The organism is Sulfitobacter dubius, from assembly GCF_027214245.1.
In the GTDB taxonomy this organism is placed as follows: Bacteria; Pseudomonadota; Alphaproteobacteria; order Rhodobacterales; family Rhodobacteraceae; genus Sulfitobacter; species Sulfitobacter dubius_A.
The window spans coordinates 123,968-143,319 of the sequence record NZ_JAPWHM010000002.1 but is presented as its reverse complement, the minus strand read 5'-3'; the positions used below and the strand labels follow the sequence as shown (position 1 = coordinate 143,319).

15 protein-coding genes are annotated in these 19,352 nt (G+C 61.8%); 10 read left to right on the top strand and 5 right to left on the bottom strand.

Going from position 1 to position 19,352, the window contains the following annotated elements; translation table 11 throughout:
• Positions 1–86: 86 nt before the first annotated feature.
• A complete protein-coding gene (locus tag O4H31_RS04570) occupies positions 87–3,206 on the bottom strand; it encodes an efflux RND transporter permease subunit (RefSeq protein WP_269343278.1) in 3,120 nt (1,039 codons plus the stop codon).
• Entirely contained in the window at positions 3,203–4,312 is a 1,110-nt protein-coding gene (locus O4H31_RS04565) for an efflux RND transporter periplasmic adaptor subunit (RefSeq protein ID WP_269343276.1), read from the bottom strand. The genes O4H31_RS04570 and O4H31_RS04565 overlap by 4 nt, the downstream gene beginning before the upstream one ends.
• 315 nt (positions 4,313–4,627) lie before the next feature.
• Between O4H31_RS04565 and O4H31_RS04560 the strand changes: the two genes are divergently transcribed.
• Positions 4,628–5,848 carry an MFS transporter gene (locus O4H31_RS04560; RefSeq protein WP_269343274.1) on the top strand — a complete coding sequence of 407 codons (1,221 nt, stop codon included), beginning with the start codon at positions 4,628–4,630 and terminating at the stop codon, positions 5,846–5,848.
• Between the two features lie 6 nt (positions 5,849–5,854).
• Here the strand turns inward: O4H31_RS04560 and O4H31_RS04555 are convergent, their stop codons facing one another.
• The gene (locus O4H31_RS04555; protein WP_269343272.1) at positions 5,855–7,918 is read right to left on the bottom strand and encodes an NAD(+) synthase; all 2,064 of its coding nucleotides are present in this window, start codon (positions 7,916–7,918) and stop codon (positions 5,855–5,857) included.
• Positions 7,915–8,418 (bottom strand): CinA family protein, encoded by a 504-nt coding sequence (locus tag O4H31_RS04550; protein WP_269343270.1) that lies wholly within the window; start codon positions 8,416–8,418, stop codon positions 7,915–7,917. The genes O4H31_RS04555 and O4H31_RS04550 overlap by 4 nt, the downstream gene beginning before the upstream one ends.
• 134 nt (positions 8,419–8,552) lie before the next feature.
• Between O4H31_RS04550 and O4H31_RS04545 the strand changes: the two genes are divergently transcribed.
• The 6 genes from O4H31_RS04545 (at position 8,553) to O4H31_RS04520 (ending at position 14,910) form a co-directional block, all read left to right on the top strand.
• Positions 8,553–9,182 carry a glutathione S-transferase family protein gene (locus tag O4H31_RS04545; RefSeq protein ID WP_269343268.1) on the top strand — a complete coding sequence of 210 codons (630 nt, stop codon included), beginning with the start codon at positions 8,553–8,555 and terminating at the stop codon, positions 9,180–9,182.
• Positions 9,183–9,433: 251 nt separating this feature from the next.
• Positions 9,434–10,444: an acyl-CoA dehydrogenase gene (locus tag O4H31_RS04540; protein ID WP_269343266.1), complete on the top strand. Its 1,011-nt coding sequence runs from the start codon at positions 9,434–9,436 to the stop codon at positions 10,442–10,444.
• Positions 10,441–11,139, top strand: a complete 699-nt coding sequence (locus O4H31_RS04535; protein WP_269343264.1) for a PIG-L deacetylase family protein — start codon at positions 10,441–10,443, stop codon at positions 11,137–11,139. Before O4H31_RS04540 ends, O4H31_RS04535 begins: the two co-directional genes overlap by 4 nt.
• Positions 11,139–11,702, top strand: coding sequence for a class I SAM-dependent methyltransferase (locus tag O4H31_RS04530; RefSeq protein WP_269343262.1), 564 nt, complete (start codon positions 11,139–11,141; stop codon positions 11,700–11,702). Before O4H31_RS04535 ends, O4H31_RS04530 begins: the two co-directional genes overlap by 1 nt.
• Complete coding sequence (locus tag O4H31_RS04525) at positions 11,699–12,745, top strand: glycosyltransferase (protein WP_269343260.1); 1,047 nt, start codon at positions 11,699–11,701, stop codon at positions 12,743–12,745. Before O4H31_RS04530 ends, O4H31_RS04525 begins: the two co-directional genes overlap by 4 nt.
• A gap of 101 nt (positions 12,746–12,846) precedes the next feature.
• Positions 12,847–14,910 carry a catalase gene (locus tag O4H31_RS04520; protein ID WP_269343258.1) on the top strand — a complete coding sequence of 688 codons (2,064 nt, stop codon included), beginning with the start codon at positions 12,847–12,849 and terminating at the stop codon, positions 14,908–14,910.
• A 38-nt stretch (positions 14,911–14,948) separates the two neighbouring features.
• Here O4H31_RS04520 and O4H31_RS04515 read toward each other — a convergent pair whose 3' ends face one another.
• Complete coding sequence (locus O4H31_RS04515; protein ID WP_269343256.1) at positions 14,949–15,731, bottom strand: IclR family transcriptional regulator; 783 nt, start codon at positions 15,729–15,731, stop codon at positions 14,949–14,951.
• 165 nt (positions 15,732–15,896) lie between these two features.
• Here O4H31_RS04515 and O4H31_RS04510 point away from each other — a divergent pair, with 165 nt between their 5' ends.
• From O4H31_RS04510 to O4H31_RS04500, 3 genes are all read left to right on the top strand, one after another.
• Positions 15,897–17,414 (top strand): ABC transporter substrate-binding protein, encoded by a 1,518-nt coding sequence (locus O4H31_RS04510; RefSeq protein WP_269343254.1) that lies wholly within the window; start codon positions 15,897–15,899, stop codon positions 17,412–17,414.
• Between the two features lie 114 nt (positions 17,415–17,528).
• The gene (locus O4H31_RS04505; protein WP_136720362.1) at positions 17,529–18,446 is read left to right on the top strand and encodes an ABC transporter permease; all 918 of its coding nucleotides are present in this window, start codon (positions 17,529–17,531) and stop codon (positions 18,444–18,446) included.
• Between the two features lies 1 nt (position 18,447).
• Complete coding sequence (locus O4H31_RS04500) at positions 18,448–19,350, top strand: ABC transporter permease (protein WP_269343249.1); 903 nt, start codon at positions 18,448–18,450, stop codon at positions 19,348–19,350.
• The last annotated feature ends 2 nt before the right edge of the window (positions 19,351–19,352 follow it).

Here is a 19,352-nt window from a genome sequence, read left to right as displayed (position 1 = left end):
GTCCCTTTCGGTTCGATCCTACATGGCTAAACGCCCAGTGCGGTGGGAAGTTGCATGGGCGCAGAAATATCGGCGGCAACGGCCGCTCAGACCAATTGCGCCTCTGACAACTCGGCCTGCAGGCGGGCTTCTTCGGCGGCTTTGGGCGTGGTGAAACGTGCCAGCAAGAAATAGGCGACGGGCGTAAGATAGAGCGTCGAAAGCGTGGCCATGCCCAAGCCGCCGACAATCACCCAGCCAAGCGCTTCGCGCGCCTCGGCTCCCGCGCCCGAGGACAGGATCAGCGGCACGCCCCCCAGCACGGTCGAGGTCATCGTCATCATCACTGGGCGCAGACGGATGGTAGAGGCCCCGAAGATCGCATCGTGAATGTCCGCCCCCTGATCGCGTAGCTGGTTGGCAAATTCGACGATTAGAATCCCGTTTTTGGCCATGATCCCGATCAGCATGACCAGCCCGATCTGGCTATAGACGTTCAGACTTTGCCCCGTCATCAGCAGCGCGAAAATCGCGCAGGCAAGGCCCAAAGGCACCGTGGCCATCACCACGATGGCAGAGACGAAACTCTCGAACTGCGCGGCGAGGACAAGGAAGACCACAAGGATCGCAAAGCCAAAGGTCACGAAAAGCCCCGAACTGGTTTGATCCAACGCCGCGGCCTCGGCCAAGGGCACGATCAGGTTTTCGTCGTCCAACACCTCTTGCCCAACCGCGCGCACTTGTTCCAACGCATCGCCCAGCGACAGGCCCGGCGTCAGCCCGGCTGAGATCTCGACCGAGCGGTTCTGCCCCTCCCGGTCCAACTCAGGGGCGACGGCACGCTCTTCGAGGGTGACAAAACTTGCCAGTGAAATCATCTGCCCGTTGCCCGACTGAACAAAGACGTTCTCAAGGTCGCGCGGGTCGTTCACCGGGTCCGAGGTCGACAGCATCTGCACGCCATAGCTGGTGTCGTCGATAAAGACCGATGCCACCTCGCGCCCGTCGAGCATGGCTTGCAAGGCTTGCCCCAGCCCGGTGATGTCGACGCCCAAATCAGCCGCGAGCGTCCGGTCGATCTGCACGAAAAGCTGCGGCTGCGTGCGCTCATATTCCAGCCGCACTTGGCCCATCGCGGGGTCAGTGCTCAGCCGGTCCACCATGGCCTGCGCAACCTGCGACAGTTGCTCATAATTGTTGCCCGTGATCGCGAAAGACAGCCCCCGCCCCGCGCCGCGAATACCGAGGGAGTTGGGCTGAATCGCAAAAGCCCGCACGCCGACGATGCCGCGCAGCTTGCCGTTGATCTCACCCACGATCTCATCTTGGCTGCGCGCACGGTTTTCCCAACCGGCAAGGGTGAAGACCATGAACCCGCGATTATCCGCGCCAAACCCGGTGATGGAGAAGATGTTCGTCACCTCTCCCGCCTCTTGCAGCGGGGTGATCAAGTCTTCGATCTCGCGCATCTTGGCTTGGGTATAATCAAGCGAGACACCCTGCGGGGCCGACACGCTGAGCAGCGCCACGGCGCGATCTTCGCGCGGGGTCAACTCTTGGCGAATTTCGCCCGCCACCAGCACTGCCGTCAACGCCACAAAGGCCGCGATCAGCACCACGACATAGGGCATCGCCAGCGCCCCTTTGAGGGTCGCGGCGTAGAGCCGAAACAGCGCATTGCCAAGCGCCACGACAGGGCCTCGCGGGTTCTCCGCCGCGGGTTTGGTCAGCAGACGGCTCGCCAACACCGGACAAAGGCTCAGCGCCACCACCGAGGACAGCATCACTGCGATGGCGAGGGTAAAGCCAAACTCCCGAAACAGCCCGCCCGCCTGACCGGGCAGGAACGACAGCGGGATAAAGACCGCCGCCAGCGTGGCCGTGGTGGTGACCACGGCAAAGAACACCTGCGAAGTGCCCAGCACCGCCGCCGCCCGTGGCCCCATCCCCGCCGCCCGCTGGCGCACGATGTTCTCTAGCACCACAATCGCGTCATCCACGACCATGCCGGTGGCCAGAACCAGTGCCAAAAGGGTCAGGATGTTGATCGAAAACCCGACCAGATAGATCGCCGCCAAAGTACCGATCAACGCCACGGGCAGGGTCAGCGCCGGGATCAGCGTGGCGCGGAAATCGCGCAGGAAGATAAAGATCACCGCCACCACGATGCCCACGGCAAAGGCCAGCGTCGACAGCACCTCGCGGATCGAGCCCGAGATAAAGGTCGCGTCATCCGAGGTCACGAAAATCCGCACGTCTTGGGGCAACGTCTCGTTCAATTCTGCCACCACGGCGCGCACATCGCGCGAAATCTCAAGCGTGTTCGATGTCGCCTGTCGGATGATGCCGATGCCCAGACCCAACTGCCCATTGGCCCGCAGGATCGTCTCACCATCGGCGGGGCCGAGCGTCACGGTGGCCACATCGCCGAGCCGGACATTCTCTTTGATCTCCATCGCCTCAAAAGCCTGCGTGGTCGCCACACTGGCGGTGGTGCGCACGTTGATCGACTGCCGGTCGCCCGCCAGATCACCCGCAGGCGCATCATAGGCGACATCGGCCAAGGCGCGCTGGATGTCGCCCAAGGTCAGGCCTCGGCTGGCCAGTTCCAACTGATCAATATCGACGCGGAAAAACGGTTCGCGGTCGCCATAGACCTGCAAATCCGCCACCCCGTTGACCGAGATCAACCGGTCTTCGACGCGGTCCTGCACCAGTTTGGTCAACTCTTGAGGCGAGCGGCCCATGGAGGTCACAGCGATACGCATCACCGGCTGGGCGTTGGCGTCGGCTTTGACGATCTGCGGCTGCTCGGCGCCCTCGGGCAGTTGGTTCACGATACGCGCCACCGCGTCGCGCACATCGGTCGCAGCTACGTCGATATCGGTGCTGTCGTTGAACTCAAGCGTGACCCGGCTGCGCCCAAAGCGGGAGTTCGAGGAAATTGCCCGCACACCCGAGACGCGGCCCACGGCCCCTTCGATCCGACCGGTCAATTCCTGATCAACGGATTCCGGAGACGCGCCCGAGAATGTCGTGGTGACGGTAACGACGGGCCGATCGACATTGGGAAGCTCACGCACCTCGGCGCCAAAAAGCGCGGCGATGCCCGCCAGCACGATGAGCGCATTCAACACGAAGGCAAGGATTGGCCGCCGCACGAAAAGCGCCGTGCCCGCCCCGGAGACGGGGGGCGGCGGGCCTTCGTCGGAAGGTGCGGCGCTCATAGGGTGGTCTTCCGCGAAGGCGCGGCCCCCGATTGCACGCTGCCCGCGCGGTTGGCTTCTTGCACATCACCGCCTTCGCGCAGGGTTTGCACGCCTTCGGTCACCACCACATCTTCGGCGGTCAGGCCCTCCGACAAGACAAGAACGGAATTGCTGTTGCGCTGCGCGATTTCGACCGCGATTTGATGCGCCTTGCCCTCCCGCACCGCCCAGACAAATGGCCCGTCCGAGGACCATTGCACCGCGAGCGGCGGAATCGCCAAAAAAGGGTCGCCGACAAAGGTAAGGCTGACCGAAAAGGCCATGCCCGCGCGCAATTGGTCGTCTGCGTTCGGCACCCGGCCTTGCACCAAAAGCGTGCGGCTGGCGCGGTCGATCACGCTGTCGATGGCGCTGACCTCGCCCGTCAGCGTCAGATCACGCATCCCAAGCGGGGTGACCGTGATCTCTTTGCCAAGGTCCAGCTTGCCCACCACCCGCTCGGGCACGCGGAAATCGATCAGGATCTCGCTGCGGTCGGTGATGGTGGCCAGTTGATCCTGCGCATTCACCCGGTCGCCTACTTCGATGTCGGTGATCCCCACCCAGCCCGAGATCGGCGCGAGGATGCGGCGTTGCGACAGATCAAACTGCGCTTGGCTGAGCGCAAGTTCGGCGCTTTGCAGGGCCAATTCCGTCTCGCGTAGGCGCACTTCGCTGACGGCACCGGTGTTTTGCAACCGCTTCACCCGGTCTTGCTCGGTCCGGGCGTTTTCAAGCTGCAATTCGGCTTGTTTCAGGGCGATTTGCTCGGCCTCATTCTCAAGCAGGGCGACCACGGTGCCCGCCTCGATCAACTGTCCGGCGGGCAGGTTGAGGTCGGTGATGACCCCCACGGCGTTGGAGCGCAGCGTGACCGAGCGGCGCGCGCGCCCGTCGCCGATGGCGGTGATCCGGTCGGCCAAGGTCTCTTGACCGACCGCTGCCGTGACAACCAGCGATGGCCCGCCGCCACCCCAACCGCGGCCTGACGACCCCGGCTCTTGCGACGCGACCTCGATCCCCAAAAGATCGAGCAGACCCGTCTCGGCCACATAGGGGCGGGAGGCGGGGACGAAGGTCAACATCAAGTAAAGACCAGCAATGAGAACCAGCAAAAATACGAGAAATTGGCGCAGGGATTTCACGGGGATGCGCTTTCAAATTGTTTTACAAGGCGCATAATTGAGCATCCCCCCAAAAAAGGCACGTCAAATCTGCTTGATCAATGGCCGAGCATTCCCTGACGGGGCCGCTGGCTGTTACCACTATGGCGCGGAACCCGGCCCGGTGAAAGGGCACGGGGTTGATTACTAGAAATTCGATTGCCGCCGCACATATTCCGGCCCAAAGGCCAGGCAATCACCGGGGCCAAGGCCAGACAAAAGACCAAAGGGGACATCATGGGCGCGACGGTTCTACCACTGGCGACACTGCTACTGGGCTTCTCGCTTTTGCAGATGAGCAACGGGCTGCAAGGCACGCTTTTGGCTGTGCGCGCGGGGCTTGAGGGGTTTGGCGGGGCGACCACCGGCTTGATCATGTCGGGCTTTTTCGCGGGCCTGAGCATTGGGTCTTTCGTCGCGCCGCGTCTGATCAGCGGCGTGGGGCACATCCGCACCTTTGCCGCGCTCGCCTCTGTCGCCTCTGCGGCGGCGCTGATGCATTTGGCCTTTGTCGACCCTTGGGTCTGGATCGCGGTGCGCTGCCTGACGGGTTTCGCCTTTGCCGGGTTGATCATCGTCACGGAAAGCTGGCTCAATGCGTCGGTCAGTTCCGCGCAGCGGGGCAAGTTGCTGGCGGTTTATGGCATGGTCGGCATGGCATCGGGAGCGGCGGGGCAGTTCCTGCTTAACCTTGGGGATCCGGCTGAGTTCATCCTCTTCGTGCTCGTCTCGATCGTCATGTCACTGTCGCTGGTGCCAATTTCGCTAAGCCGCGTGGAAGGGCCGCGCTCTGAGGGCGCGCAAGAGCCGCCTTCGCTGCGCCGCCTTTGGGGCCTGTCGCCCTATGGTGCGGTGGCCGCCGGACTGGTCGGGGCCTCCATCGGGACATTCTACGGGCTGGCACCGCTCTTTGCTCAGGAAATGGGATACACGCAGTCCCGCATCGCCCTGCTGATCGCGGCCTTTACGATCGGCGGCTTGGTGCTTCAGTTCCCGCTGGGCTGGATGTCCGACCGGATGAGCCGCCGCGGTCTTGGCGTGGGGCTGGCCGCTGCAGGCAGCGCCTTGATGTTGCTGACCCTGCCGATCCCGGCGCCGACGGGGACGATGCTGCTGGTTCTGGGGTTCGCCATCGGGGGGCTGGTCCTGCCCGCGCAGTCCATCGTGATCGCCCATGTCAACGACCGCGCCCCCGGCTCGGCGGTGGTGGCCGTTTCGGGCGGTTTGGTGCTGATGCAGGGGATTGGCGCGGCAATCGGCCCGCTGCTGGCGGGTGTGCTGCTGGATACGCTGGGGCCGCGCGGCCTGCCGCTGGCGCTTGGCGGCTTTCAACTTATCATCGTGGCATGGGGGCTGCTGCGCATGACCTTGCGCAGCGATCCCGAAACCCAAGAGCGGCACGCGGCACCGCCGCTGACCCCGAATTTTGTCGAAGGCGAGTTGAGCCGCGAGGAATAGCGTGGATTAGCCTTTCGGCCAGCCTTCCGGCACGTTGCTGCGCAACTCTTCCAACCACGGGGTTGCCACACTATCCGAAGGCGCGCGCCAGTCACCGCGCGGCGACAACGCGCCCCCGGCGCTGACCTTTGGCCCATTCGGCAAGGCCGAGCGTTTGAACTGGCTGGTGGCAAAGAAGCGGCGCAGGAATTTTTCGAGCCAATGGCGGATGGTCTCCAAGTCATAGGCGTTGCGCTTGGCCTGCGGAAAGCCTTCGGGCCAGCGGCCTTCTTGGATGTCGTGCCATGCGTGCCACGCCAGAAAGGCCACCTTTGACGGTGCCAGCCCATAGCGCATGGTGTGAAAGAGAAAGAAGTCGTTCAGCTCATAGGGGCCGATCATCGCCTCGGTGCTTTGGATCTCTTCATCTTCGCCTGCGGGCACCAATTCGGGCGAGATTTCGGTGTCCAGAATGGCTTGCAGCACCCTGTCCGTCTCTGCGTCGAACTGGCCCGAGCGGGTGGCCCAACGGATCAGATATTGGATCAGCGTCTTCGGCACGCCGGTGTTCACGGCGTAATGGCTCATCTGATCGCCGACGCCATACGTGCACCAGCCAAGCGCCAATTCGCTCAGATCGCCAGTGCCGATGACGAAGCCCTGCCGCTGGTTGGCCAGCCGAAAAAGGTAATCGGTGCGCAGCCCGGCCTGCACGTTTTCGAAGGTGATGTCGTAAACCGGCTCCCCGTCTGAAAAGGGGTGATCCATATCCTCAAGCATCTGCCGTGCGGCGGGGCGGATGTCGATCTCATCAGCAGTGATGCCCATGGCGCGCATCAGCTTCCAAGCGTTGGACTTGGTCCCTTCGGAGGTGGCAAAGCCGGGCATGGTGAACCCAAGAATACGATCGCGCGGGATGCCCATACGGTCACAGGCTTTGGCCGCCACGATCAGCGCATGGGTCGAATCCAGCCCGCCGGAAATGCCGATCACCATGGTCTTGCCCTTGGTCGCCTCGAACCGGCGGCGCAGCCCTTCGACCTGGATGTTGAACGCCTCGTAGCAGTCTTGGTCGAGGTGGCTCTCGCGGTTCGGCACATAGGGAAAACGGCGCAGCGGGCGGATCAGCCCGGCGTTCTCATAGTGCGGTTGATGGGCGAAGGTCACCCGGCGAAACTCTGGCGCGCGGTGCCGCGCGGCGTCGTGGAAACTGCCCGTCCGCATCCGCTCGGACTGGATGCGCCCGCAATCCACATCAGCGATGGTCAGTTCCGGCTCAAGCGAGAAGCGGGCGGATTCCGCCAGCAGATCGCCCAGCTCATGGATCATCCCCTGCCCGTCCCAGGCCAGATCGGTCGTGCTTTCTCCCGGTCCAGCGGCGGAATAGACATAGGCCGCAAAGGCGCGCATGGATTGCGACCGGCACAGCAGATGGCGGTCAGAGGATTTTCCGATCACGATGTTGGAGGCCGAAAGGTTGGCGAGGATCAGCGCCCCCCCAAGTGCGGCCTCCGACGAGGGTGGCGCGGGCGTCCAAAGGTCTTCGCAGATCTCGGCGTGGAAGATCAGACCGGGCAGATCCGTCGCCTCGAAAATCAGATCATCGCCAAAGGGCACGCGGCGGCCCGCGACGGTGATCTCTCCGCCGGTGTCACGGCCATGGGCGAACCAGCGTTTCTCATAGAACTCGCGGTAATTCGGCAGATAAGACTTTGGCACAACGCCCTGCACCTGCCCGCGTGAGATCACGACAGCGCAGTTATAAAGCCGCCCCTCCCGGCGCAGCGGCGCGCCAAGCAGGATCACGGGGGTCATCTCGGCACTGGCTTCGACAAGCACGCCAAGCGCCTCTTCCACCGCATTCAACAGCGCATCCTGCATGTGCAGATCGTCAATGGCATAGGACGAGAGCGACAGTTCGGGGCAAACCAGCAAATCCACCCGCGCCGCATCGGCGCGGCGCATTTCGTCCAGCAGGCTATCGCGGTTGAAGGCCACATCAGCAGGCCGCACATGGGGTGTACAGGTCGCCACCCGGACAAAGCCGTGACGGTGGTAGGCGGTAAAGGCGGCGGCTTGGCTCTTGCTCACGTCAGGCTCTCTTCCAACATATCCAATATCGTTTCAAGGCATCGCTGCCGGATCGCATCGCGGCCAATGGCCCCAAAGGACTCGGCCCGATGAACCGTGTTACATCCCTCGCGTGCAAGCGCAAAATGCACAAGCCCCTCTTCGTCCTCGGGGCGTCCCGGTCCGGCAAATCCGGTGGTCGAGACGGCAATCTGCGCACCTGAGCGCGCCATTGCCCCTTCGGCCATCGCAATCGCCACAGGGCGGGAGACCGCGCCGCATGCGTTCAAAAGCGCCCGGTCGACCCCCAAAAGCTCGTGTTTGGACTGATCCGTATAGCTGACAAAACCACGCTCAAACGCATGAGAGCAACCTTCGATATCCGTCAGAAGGGCGGCAACCAGCCCGCCGGTGCAGCTTTCGGCGGTGGCGATATGGATGTCCCGCGCGCAAAGCTTTTCCAAAACGGATTGCGCGCGATCAGCGATGTCGGGCTGCGATAGGGGATCACTTTTCTGCATCTTCGCTCCGCAAATTGGTACCTTGTCAAGCAAACCTCTTGCCACCCCCGCGGTTCCTTACGTTGACCCGCCGCAAACTGCCTGCTTAACATTGCAAGAAATTAAACCGCGCATTTGCATATGGGACCAAAGCGATGATTGACCTTTACACATGGACCACCCCGAACGGCCGCAAGGTCTCGATCCTACTGGAAGAATTGGGGATCGACTATAACGTCCATTCCATCAACATCGGCAAGGATGAGCAACACAGTCCCGACTTCCTCAAAATCAGCCCCAACAACAAAATCCCCGCCATCGTGGACCATGACACCGGGGTGAGTTTGATGGAATCCGGCGCGATCATGGTCTACCTCGCCGAGAGATATGGCCGCTTTCTGCCCGAAGGTCAGGCCGCGCGGGCCGAGGTGATGCAATGGTTGATGTGGCAAATGGGCGGCTTTGGCCCGATGGCCGGGCAGGCGCATCATTTCCTGCATTTCAATCCCGGCAAGGCCGCCTATGCCGAAGAACGCTTCGGCGCCGAGGTCAAACGTCTCTACGGCGTGCTCGACAAACAGCTTGAGGGGCGTGATCATATTTGCGGCGAATACTCCATCGCCGATATGGCCTGCTGGCCTTGGGTCTCGCGCTATGAATGGCAGCAGATCGACCTTGCCGATTACCCCAATGTCCGGGCGTGGTACCAGCGGCTGCGCGCGCGCGACGCGGTGCAAAAGGGATACCACGTGCCCAAGGTGATGGGCGAGATTCCTGAGGGCTGAAATCGGCTTCCCCCTCGCGGCTGCAACGTAAGGGGGAACCAAGGCGTAAGTTGATCGGTTGCACTGTCAAAGGCAGTGCTGCCGACCGCGCAGGCTGCCCGTTTCATGAATGGGGGCTTTATCGTGATGCTTAATCTGGTGATGATACCCGTGAGCGGCAGTCGGAAACTGTCATGAACAGTGCGCCGCGTTTCGATCCTTTTCCGCCCAGTCCTCAAACGAATGTCCTTTCTCAAGCGGCTCGAAGCGCATTGCGCAAAGCGGCCCGGGACGAGGAGGCGGGCACGGCACCGATCAGCGCCTCTATCGACATTCTGCGCGACGCGGGTCTGATGCTGGAAGACGGTGCTGCCTCCCCCCTGCGCACCGCCCATGCGCTGTTGCAAATCGGCGCGGCCAATCTCAGCGTGGGCCGTTTGTGGGAAGGCCACGTTAACGCGCTGCGCCTGATCCGGCTTTACGGCAGTCCGGCACAGGCAGAACGCGCGAAACAGGTGATCAAAGACGGCGGACTGTTGGGGGTTTGGGGGGCCGATGGCGGCACGCCTACGACGGCCGAGGGCGATGTGTTGCAAGGTGAGAAAATCTTCGCCTCTGGCCTCGGCACCGTCACACACGCGCTTATCTCGCTCAATTCCGGCGCACAGGTGCAGCTTGCGCTGATCGATGTGACCGACCCGAAACGGGGCGATGCAGCGAAATGGGACATGCTGGGGATGCGGGCCACGGCCTCGGGGACGTATGATTTCTCCGGGCTGCCCTTTGCCGAGGACGACCGTATCGGTGCCCCCGGCGATTACCTGAAAGAGCCGCATTTCATCGGCGGGGTCTGGCGGATCGCGGCGCTTCAGGCTGGCGCGGCGGCGGGCTTGATTGATGCGGCGGCCAGCACCCTGCGCGATATGGACCGACTTGAAGCCGAAGCCCAATTGGCGCGGCTGATGCAGGTCTTGATGCGGGTCTGGGCCGGGATGGCATTGGTCGAACGCGCAGGCGAGGCCAGCGTGAACGACCACGATGAAGAGACCATCGTCAGCACCTCCATCGCCGCCCGGATCTACACCGAGGAAGTCGCCCTCGACACGATCAAAGCGGTTGAGCAAAGCCTCGGCCTGCGGCATTTCACGGCCTCTTCCGAGACTGGCCGCATGGCGCGAGACCTGTCGGTCTACCTGCGCCAAGCGGCACGGGACGCCTTTCTGCAACGTGCCGCGGGCCAGGCACTTTCCAGCGAAAAAGCGACTTGGGGTGTCTTTGGATGAGCCGCAACGCGCCTCTGGCCGATGCCCTGTCGGGCCGCGAAAAGATCGTGGTCTTGGCGCCGCATCCGGACGATGAAACACTCGGCTGCGGCGGCCTTTTGGTCCGTGCCTTTGCAGGCGCCGGGGCGCATATCGTTTGCGTGACCGATGGCAGCGCCAGCCACCCCGCCTCTTGCGAGTGGCCCCCGGAGCGATTGGCCGAAACGCGCCGTAGCGAGCTGATTGAGGCGCTCGAAATCCTAGGCGGGGGCGCGGCGGACCTGACGTGGCTCGGCCATCCCGACAGCCGTTTGCATGAGGTTTCCGCTGCCGACATCCTGCCCCCGCTGACAGCGGCAATCGACGGCCAAGCCGCGCGCCACGTCTTTGTTCCCGCCCACGAAGACAAGCATTGCGATCATCAGACAACCGCAAAACTGGCCGAGGCGTTGCGGGCGCAGCGCCCCAATCTGCATTTCCACAGCTACCCGGTCTGGAGCCGTTTTGACGATCCGAACTTCGCAGCGAACACCGCAGGCTACGCTCCCCTCACCCTCGACACCGCCACCTACCGTGACGCCAAAACCGCTGCGATCCGCGCGCATCGCAGCCAGCTTGGGGAGGTCGTGCAAGACGACCCCCAAGGCTTTGTCCTGCCTGATGCGATGATCGACCTTTTCGCGCAGCAAGATGAGATTTTCTGGAGGATGCCGTGATGGGCGTGGGGTTGGATCACCTTCAAGGTCTCTATGCCGAGACGAGCGATCCTTGGGGGTTTGAGCATAGCGCCTATGAACAGGCCAAATTCGCGGCGACACGGGCGGCGCTTGCGCAAGATGGCTACCGCTCGGCCTTTGAGTTGGGCTGCGGCAATGGGCAATTGGCGCGGCATCTGATCGACCTTTGCGCGCGCTATACCGGGATGGACGCCGTGGCCAGCGCCCTCATCGCCGCGCGGCAAGCGGTGCCTGAGGGGCGGTTCATTCAAGGCTTCTATCCCGGCCCCCTGCCCGAGGGTGACTTTGATCTGCTGATCCTGTCAGAGGTGCTTTATTTTCTGGATCATCCGGGGCTGAACCAACTGGCCACCGACATCGCGACCCGTTGGCCGCAGGCAGAGATCATCTGTGTGACCTGGCGCGGCGACACCGGGAACCCGCTTCAGGGAGAAGAGGCGCTCAAGGGCTTTGCACGCGCGCTCAGCACCCATGAATTCACCTGCGTGAGCGAGACCGAGAACTACCGCATCGACCGCGCGTTTCCGGGGGAACGAACATGAGTTTCGAACGCTGGAAAGACACCGCAATCATCATCCCCGCCCGGAATGAGGCGGAACGGATCGGCGCCTGCCTGAGTGCCCTTGCCCCGCAATGCAATGACCGTATCCGTGTGATCCTTGTGGTGAACAACACCGACGACGACACCGCCAAGATTGCCACGTTGGCGGCGGCACGAAATGGCATCGACCTTTCTGTGCTCGACCTCACCTTTCCGCCCGGCATGGGAGTCGGGGCTGCGCGGCGGAAGGGCTGCGCCGTGGCTATGGCGCAGATGCCCCATCTGCGCCAGATCCTGACCACCGATGCCGATTGCCGCGTCAGCGCCGATTGGGTCGCCCGCAGCATTCAACACCTACAACGCTACGATGCCCTTTGTGGCAAGGTCACGCTGAACCCCGAAGAAGCCGCCTGTTTGGCGGGGCAAGATTCCAGCCTAGAGGCCCATGAAACTGCCTATCGCCGCTTGGTGCTGGAGTGCTACGCCCGCCACGCCCCCAACTGCGCCGATCTGCAAGACAGCCACGGCGAAGCACCGGGGGCCAGCCTTGGCTTTACCCGCGCGGCCTATGAGGCCGTCGGCGGCTTCGCCCCGATCCCCTGCGGCGAGGACCGCGCGATCATCCGCGCCGCGCGGGCGGCGGGCCTTCGGGTGCATCACGCGGATGACATCTGGGTCGAAGCCTCTTGCAGGCTTGTCGGACGGGCGGCGGGCGGAATGGCGGATACCCTGCGCATTCGTCTGGCCGGAACGGAATATCTGGCCGACGACTGTTTGCCGACTGCAGCGACCCTTATTGATCAGGTGCAGCGCGGCACTTTGGGGTGCTGGCCCGCTCAGGTGCCGCAACCGCAGCGCGTCCCGGTCCGAGAACTGCCTGCGCATATCACGATGCTGCGCGCCTTTCTAAACCTGCCAAAGGAAGAGGAAACAACCGCGGCGCCCGCTCAGACGCCAGCCAATTGCTGGAGGGGCGAGAACTTTCCTGCTCAGGTCGCAGAAACCTCGGAACCCCGCACCGCCGGGGCGGTTGAACTTTCATAGGGTCGGGCGGTTGCCGCCCCCTCTGGAGCGGCCATCTGTGCCCGCCACATATTAGCAAGAAATCCTCCCGATTATTTACGGGGGCGCTGTGGAGAAAGATCATGACAGACAAAGAACTTGGCAAAGGCGGTGAACCCCGCCAGCAAACCACGGACCGCGAAAAGACGATGACGACTGCGCAGGGCGGTCCGATCGCGGATGATCAGAACTCGCTCAAAGCAGGCCCGCGCGGCCCGGTTTTGATGGAAGACCATGTTTTCCGCGAAAAGATGTTCCATTTCGATCACGAGCGCATTCCAGAGCGTGTCGTTCATGCGCGCGGCTACGGGGTGCATGGGCATTTTGAGCTGACCGAAGCGATCCCCGAACTCTCTGCCGCCGATATTTTCCAGCGCGTCGGCGAAAAGACACCGACCTTCACCCGTTTCTCCACCGTCGCGGGCAACAAAGGCTCTTTCGATCTGGCCCGTGACGTGCGCGGCTTTGCCACGAAGTTCTACACCAAAGAGGGCAACTGGGACTTGGTCGGTAACAACATCCCTGTGTTCTTTATCCAAGACGCGATCAAATTCCCCGACCTTATCCACTCTGTCAAACCCGCCCCCGACCGTGGCTTTCCGCAGGCGCAATCGGCGCATGACAACTTCTGGGATTTCGTGTCCCTCTCACCCGAAGCGATCCACATGACGGTTTGGCAAATGTCCGACCGGGCGATCCCCCGCTCCTTCCGCTTCATGGAAGGCTTTGGCGTGCACACCTTCCGGCTGGTCAATGCCGAGGGGAAATCGCACTACGTCAAGTTCCACTGGAAGCCCAAGCAGGGCGTGCAATCGGTGGTCTGGAACGAAGCGCTCAAGATCAACGGCGCGGACCCAGATTTCCACCGCCGCGACATGTGGGATGCCATCGACGCGGGCGATTACCCGCAATGGGATCTGGGCATTCAGGTCTTTGATGATGACTTTGCCGATAACTTTGAGTTCGACATCCTCGACGCGACCAAGCTGATCCCCGAAGAACAGGTGCCGGTGCGCATTATCGGCACGCTGACGCTAGATGCCAACGTCGACAACTTCTTTGCCGAGACCGAGCAGGTGGCCTTTTGCACCCAGAACATCGTGCGCGGGATCGACCACACGAACGACCCGCTGCTGCAGGGGCGGAACTTCTCGTATCTCGACACGCAGATCAAACGCCTCGGCGGGCCGAACTTCACCCATATTCCGATCAACGCGCCGAAATGCCCGTTCCACCATTTTCAGCAAGACGGCCATATGGCGATGCATAACCCAAAGGGTCGCGTGAACTATGAGCCGAATAGCTGGGGCGACGATGGCGGCCCGCGCGAAAACCCCGAGATCGGGTTCAAAAGCTATGCGGAAGAGGTCAGCGGCACCAAGCAGCGCGTGCGCTCTGAGACATTCGCCGACCACTACAGCCAAGCGCGGCAGTTCTACATCAGCCAGACCGAGATCGAACAGCAGCATATCGCGGCGGCCTATACGTTCGAGCTGTCGAAATGTCAGGAAGAGCGCATTCGCCTGCGGATGCTCTCGCATCTGATGAACGTGCATGACGATCTGGCGAAACAGGTGGCCGAAGGCTTGGGCGTGACCGAAATGCCGGAACCCGCCAGACCCGCGCGGGAGCCGATCACCGATCTGCCGCCATCAGATGCGCTCAGCATTCTGAAAAACCCGCCGAACACTTTCGCGGGCCGCAAGCTGGGTCTGTTCCTGACAGAGGGCGCCGATGCGTCGATCGTGGAAGCCTTGGAGAAAACATTCGCCGATGAAGGTGCGATGGTCGCGATCGTGACGCCGCATATCCAAGGGGTCACCCTGTCAGATGGCAGCACCCGCGCGGCGGATGAGAAGATCGACGGTGGGCCGTCGGTGGTCTTTGATGCGGTGGCCTTGGTCTTTGGCGATGAAAAGGCTGACAAGATCGCCAAGAACAAACCCGCGCAGGATTTCGTTTCGGACGCCTTTGCGCATAACAAGTTCATCGCCTGGACCAAAGCCGCGGACCCGCTGCTCAATGCCGCCGGCGTTGAGAAGGACGAGGGCACGGTGGAAGTCTCTGCTGAGAATGCCGATGATTTCCTTCAGTCCTGCCGCAACCTGCGGTTCTGGCAGCGGGAAGAGAAGCTGAACTGGGAATAAAAAATCAAAGGCCGGGGCAGAAATGCTCCGGCCTTTTTCTAGCGCCGATGCACCTGTGAGGATGGTGAAATCGCGTTCGCCGTGTCCTGCAACCGCGGCAGAATTTCGGCCCTGATCCGCTCGCGCGTCCAGGTGTGAGCCGAGACCGAACATTGCACCGCCGCAAAGGCGCGCCCGTCTGGGCCGGTGATCGGGCAAGCCACACCGATCTCTGACAGAATCATCTGATCGCTCGAAATCGCATGGCCATGTTGGACGGCCTCATTGATGCTGTTGCGGATCGTGGCGCGGTCCATCGTGGTGCGCGCGGTAAAGGGTTTGAGCGGCCAAGTCTCAATCGCCTCTTCCCGATCCTCGGGCGAGAATGTAGAGATGATCGCCCGCCCCGCCGATGTCGAAAGCGCAGGCAGCCGCCGCCCGATCACCGTCGCCGCGAAATAGGTCCGCTGGCAGGGCAAGCGGCTGACGTAGATGATATGGTCCTTGGAAAGTTCGGCTAGATTCACCGTCTCACCGATCTCTTGGCTGAGGTCGATGAGCTTGGGTATCGCCTGCCCGACCAGTTGATCTGACCAGTAATAGGCATAGGCCAGTTCGAGCCACGCATGGGAGGGGCGATAGCGCCGAGTGACTGGATCCTTCTCCAACATGCCCTCGATATGCAGCGTATTCGCAAGGCGTTGCACGGCACTTTTGTCCAGCCCGCTGCGCGCGGCCAGCTCTACCAGTGACAATTCCGTATGCGATTCATCAAAAGCGCGGAGCAGTCGCAGCCCCTTGGCCAGTGATCCCACATAGAGCGTATTTTGCTTCTTTTCCAATCACCTACCCCTGAAACCACCCCAATTGTTCAAACCGGGGCTTGACGTATGCCGAGCTCATTGCGTTTACTAATCGTATAGCGATATCAAGTATTACTATATGATACGCTTCGCAAGTCAAAAACGATACGGAACCGAATTCGTAAACCAACAGGGGAGTTGACCATGAAATCCACGGTCCTGAAATCTACCATCACTGGGCTTGTCCTTGCCGCCGCCACGGGTGCTGCTTGGGCGGACAAGGCAGACGACACGCTGAACGTCGCCTTCACCAAAGAGCTTGAGAACGTCGACAGCTACTTCAATTCATCGCGTGAAGGCGTTGTGCTGCAGCGCGCGGTCTGGGACGGGCTGATCTACCGCGATCCGGTCAGCAATGAATACATGGGCAACCTCGCCACCGAATGGGAATGGATCGACGACACGACCATCGAATTCAAACTGCGCGAAGGCGTGAAATTCCACGATGGGTCCGACTTCACCGCCGATGATGTGGTGTTCACCGTCAACTACGTGGCCGATGAAGCCAATGGCGTGAAAACGCAGCGCAACGTGAACTGGATGAAATCGGCCGAGAAGGTCGACGATTACACCGTGCGCATCATGCTGAAAGAAAAATTCCCGGCTGCGATCGAATTCCTTTCCGGCCCCGTGTCGATGTACCCCAGCGACTACTACGAAGAAGCTGGCCCCGAAGGCATGGGCCTGAAACCCGTCGGCACCGGCCCCTACAAAGTGACCGAAGTCGTCCCCGGCCAGCACTTCAAACTGGAAGCCTATGAAGGCTATCACGACAGCCCCAAAGGCAAGCCCAGCATCAAAAACGTCGACATCCGCACCATCCCGGATGTGAACACCCAGATGGCGGAACTGTTCAGCGGCTCGCTCGACCTGATCTGGCAGGTGCCTTCGGACCAAGCCGAGAAACTGGCCGAGCGGGACGAATTCCAAGTCTCCAACGAATCCACCATGCGTGTGGGTTATCTGACGCTGGATGCGGCGGGCCGTTCGGAAGACAGCCCTTTCACCGATATCCGCGTGCGGAAGGCCGTGAACTACGCGATCAACCGTCAGGAACTGGTCGACGCGCTGCTCAAAGGTAAGTCCAAAGTCGTCTACACCCCCTGCTTCCCCAGCCAGTTCGGCTGTGACGAAGAAGCGGCGGTCGAATATGAGTACAACCCCGAGAAGGCCAAAGAACTGCTGGCCGAGGCGGGCTATGAAGATGGTCTGACCATCGACTTTTACGCCTACCGTGACCGTGAATATGCCGAGGCGATCACCAGCTATCTCAACGCCGTGGGCATCGATACCAACTTCAAGATGTTGCAGTATTCCGCCCTGCGCGAGCAGAACATGAAGGGTGAAACCGCCGTGTCGTTCCAGACATGGGGCAGCTATTCGATCAACGACGCCTCTGCGATGGTCAGCCAGTTCTTCAAGCACGGCTCTCTTGACTATGCGATGGACGATGAGACGCTGGAATACCTCAACACAGCCGACAGCTCGACCGACCCTGAGGTCCGCAAAGAGAACTACTCCAAAGCGATCGAACGCATCACCGAGGAAGCCTATTGGGCGCCGATGTTCTCCTACAACACCAACTACGTGACCACCAACGAGGTGGACTACACGCCCACAGCCGACGAAGTTCTGCGCTTCACCACGGTTAGCTGGAAGTAAACCAAACGGGAGGGGCGCCGTGATCGGTGCCCCTGCCCTGCATTTTTCCGCACCCCACCCAGACCCACGCGGCAGGCCATCCGCCTGCGGCGCAGCCTCAAGGTAGTTGCACCCGTGCTTCAATTCATTCTCAAACGATTGGGACTGGCCCTTCTCGTGGCCTTTACCGTGTCGTTTATCAGCTTTAGCCTGCTGTTCCTGTCGGGCGACCCCGCCGCAGCACTTGCAGGCGAAACCGCCAGTGGCGAAGATATCGAGGCGCTGCGCCGTCTCTACGGGTTCGACCGGCCCATGCTGGTGCAATACGGCGAATGGCTGTTCTCGGCCCTTCAGGGCGATTTCGGCGAGAGCTACTATTTCCGCCTGCCCGTCGCCTCGCTGATTGCCGACCGGTTGAGCGTGACCATGACGCTCGGCGTCTGCGGGATCACCTTCGCGCTGCTGACCGCCGTCCCCCTCGGCGTGGTCGCCGCGATCCGCCCCAATTCGATCATCGACCGCGTGGCGCTCTTCATCTCCGTTGCCGGTCAAGCGATGCCGAGCTTCTGGTTCGGCCTCATCCTGATCGTGGTCTTTGCGATCCAACTGGGCTGGCTGCCGCCTTCGGGCACCGACACGTGGCGGCATTTCATCCTGCCGACCGTGGTGCTGGGCTATTACGCAATGCCCGCGATCATGCGCCTGACGCGCGCCGGCATGCTGGATGTTCTGAACTCTGACTATATCCGCACCGCGCGGGCCAAGGGCGCCAATGAGCGCCGGGTGCTGTTCCGCCACGCGCTGCGCAATGCGATCATTCCCGTGGTCAGCCTTGCCGCCGTGCAGATGGGCTTCATGCTGGGCGGCTCCATCGTGGTTGAATCGATCTTTGCTCTGCATGGCGCGGGTTACCTCGCTTGGGAAAGCATCGCGCGGAATGACCTGCCCACGGTGCAGGCGCTGATCCTGATTTTCTCGATGTTCTACATCGTTTTCACCTTCCTCGCAGACGTGCTGAACGCATGGCTCGACCCCCGCATGAGGAGCAGCTGACATGATCACCGCTGGTACACATGACAGCCTTTTGGACGAAATCACCGGCCCGACCCCCGGCCAGATGCTGCGCAAGCGCATCTTCGGGCACCAAGGTCTGCTGATCGGGGCGGTCGTCCTCGTGATCCTTACGATCATCGCGATCCTCGCCCCTTGGATCGCTCCGCATGATCCCTATGCTCAAAGCCTGATGACCCGGATGGAGCCCCCCGTCTTCATGGGTGGCACTTGGGAGCATCCCTTGGGCACCGACCATCTGGGCCGGGATTACCTGTCGCGCCTGATCTATGGTGCGCGAATTTCGCTGCTGATCGGGGCCGTGGCGGCGTTGATCTCGGGCGTGATCGGCACAGCCATGGGCGTCGCTGCGGGCTACTTCGGTGGCAAGGTAGATGCGGTCGTGACCTTTCTGATCAACGTGCGTCTAGCGATGCCGGTGGTGCTCGTGGCCCTCGCGGTCGTGGCGATCCTCGGCGGCTCGCTTCAGGTCGTGATCGGCGTTCTCGGCCTGCTGCTTTGGGACCGTTTTGCCGTGGTCATGCGCGCCTCGACCATGCAGGTGCGGCGGCGCGAATATGTAGCCGCGGCGCAGGTCATCGGCGCCTCCACCCCGCGCATCCTCTTGTCTGAGATCATGCCCAATATCGCCAACAACCTGATCGTCGTCGTGACGCTGGAAATGGCCCATGCGATCTTGCTCGAAGCGGCCCTGTCCTTCCTTGGCCTCGGGGTGCAACCGCCGACGCCAAGCTGGGGGCTGATGGTCTCAGAGGGCAAGAACATGATGCTGTTCGAGCCGTGGCTCGTCCTGATCCCGGGCGCCGTGCTCTTCGTGCTGGTGCTGGCGATCAACCTGATGGGTGACGGTCTGCGCGACGTCACCGCCCCCGAAAACCGGAGCTGACC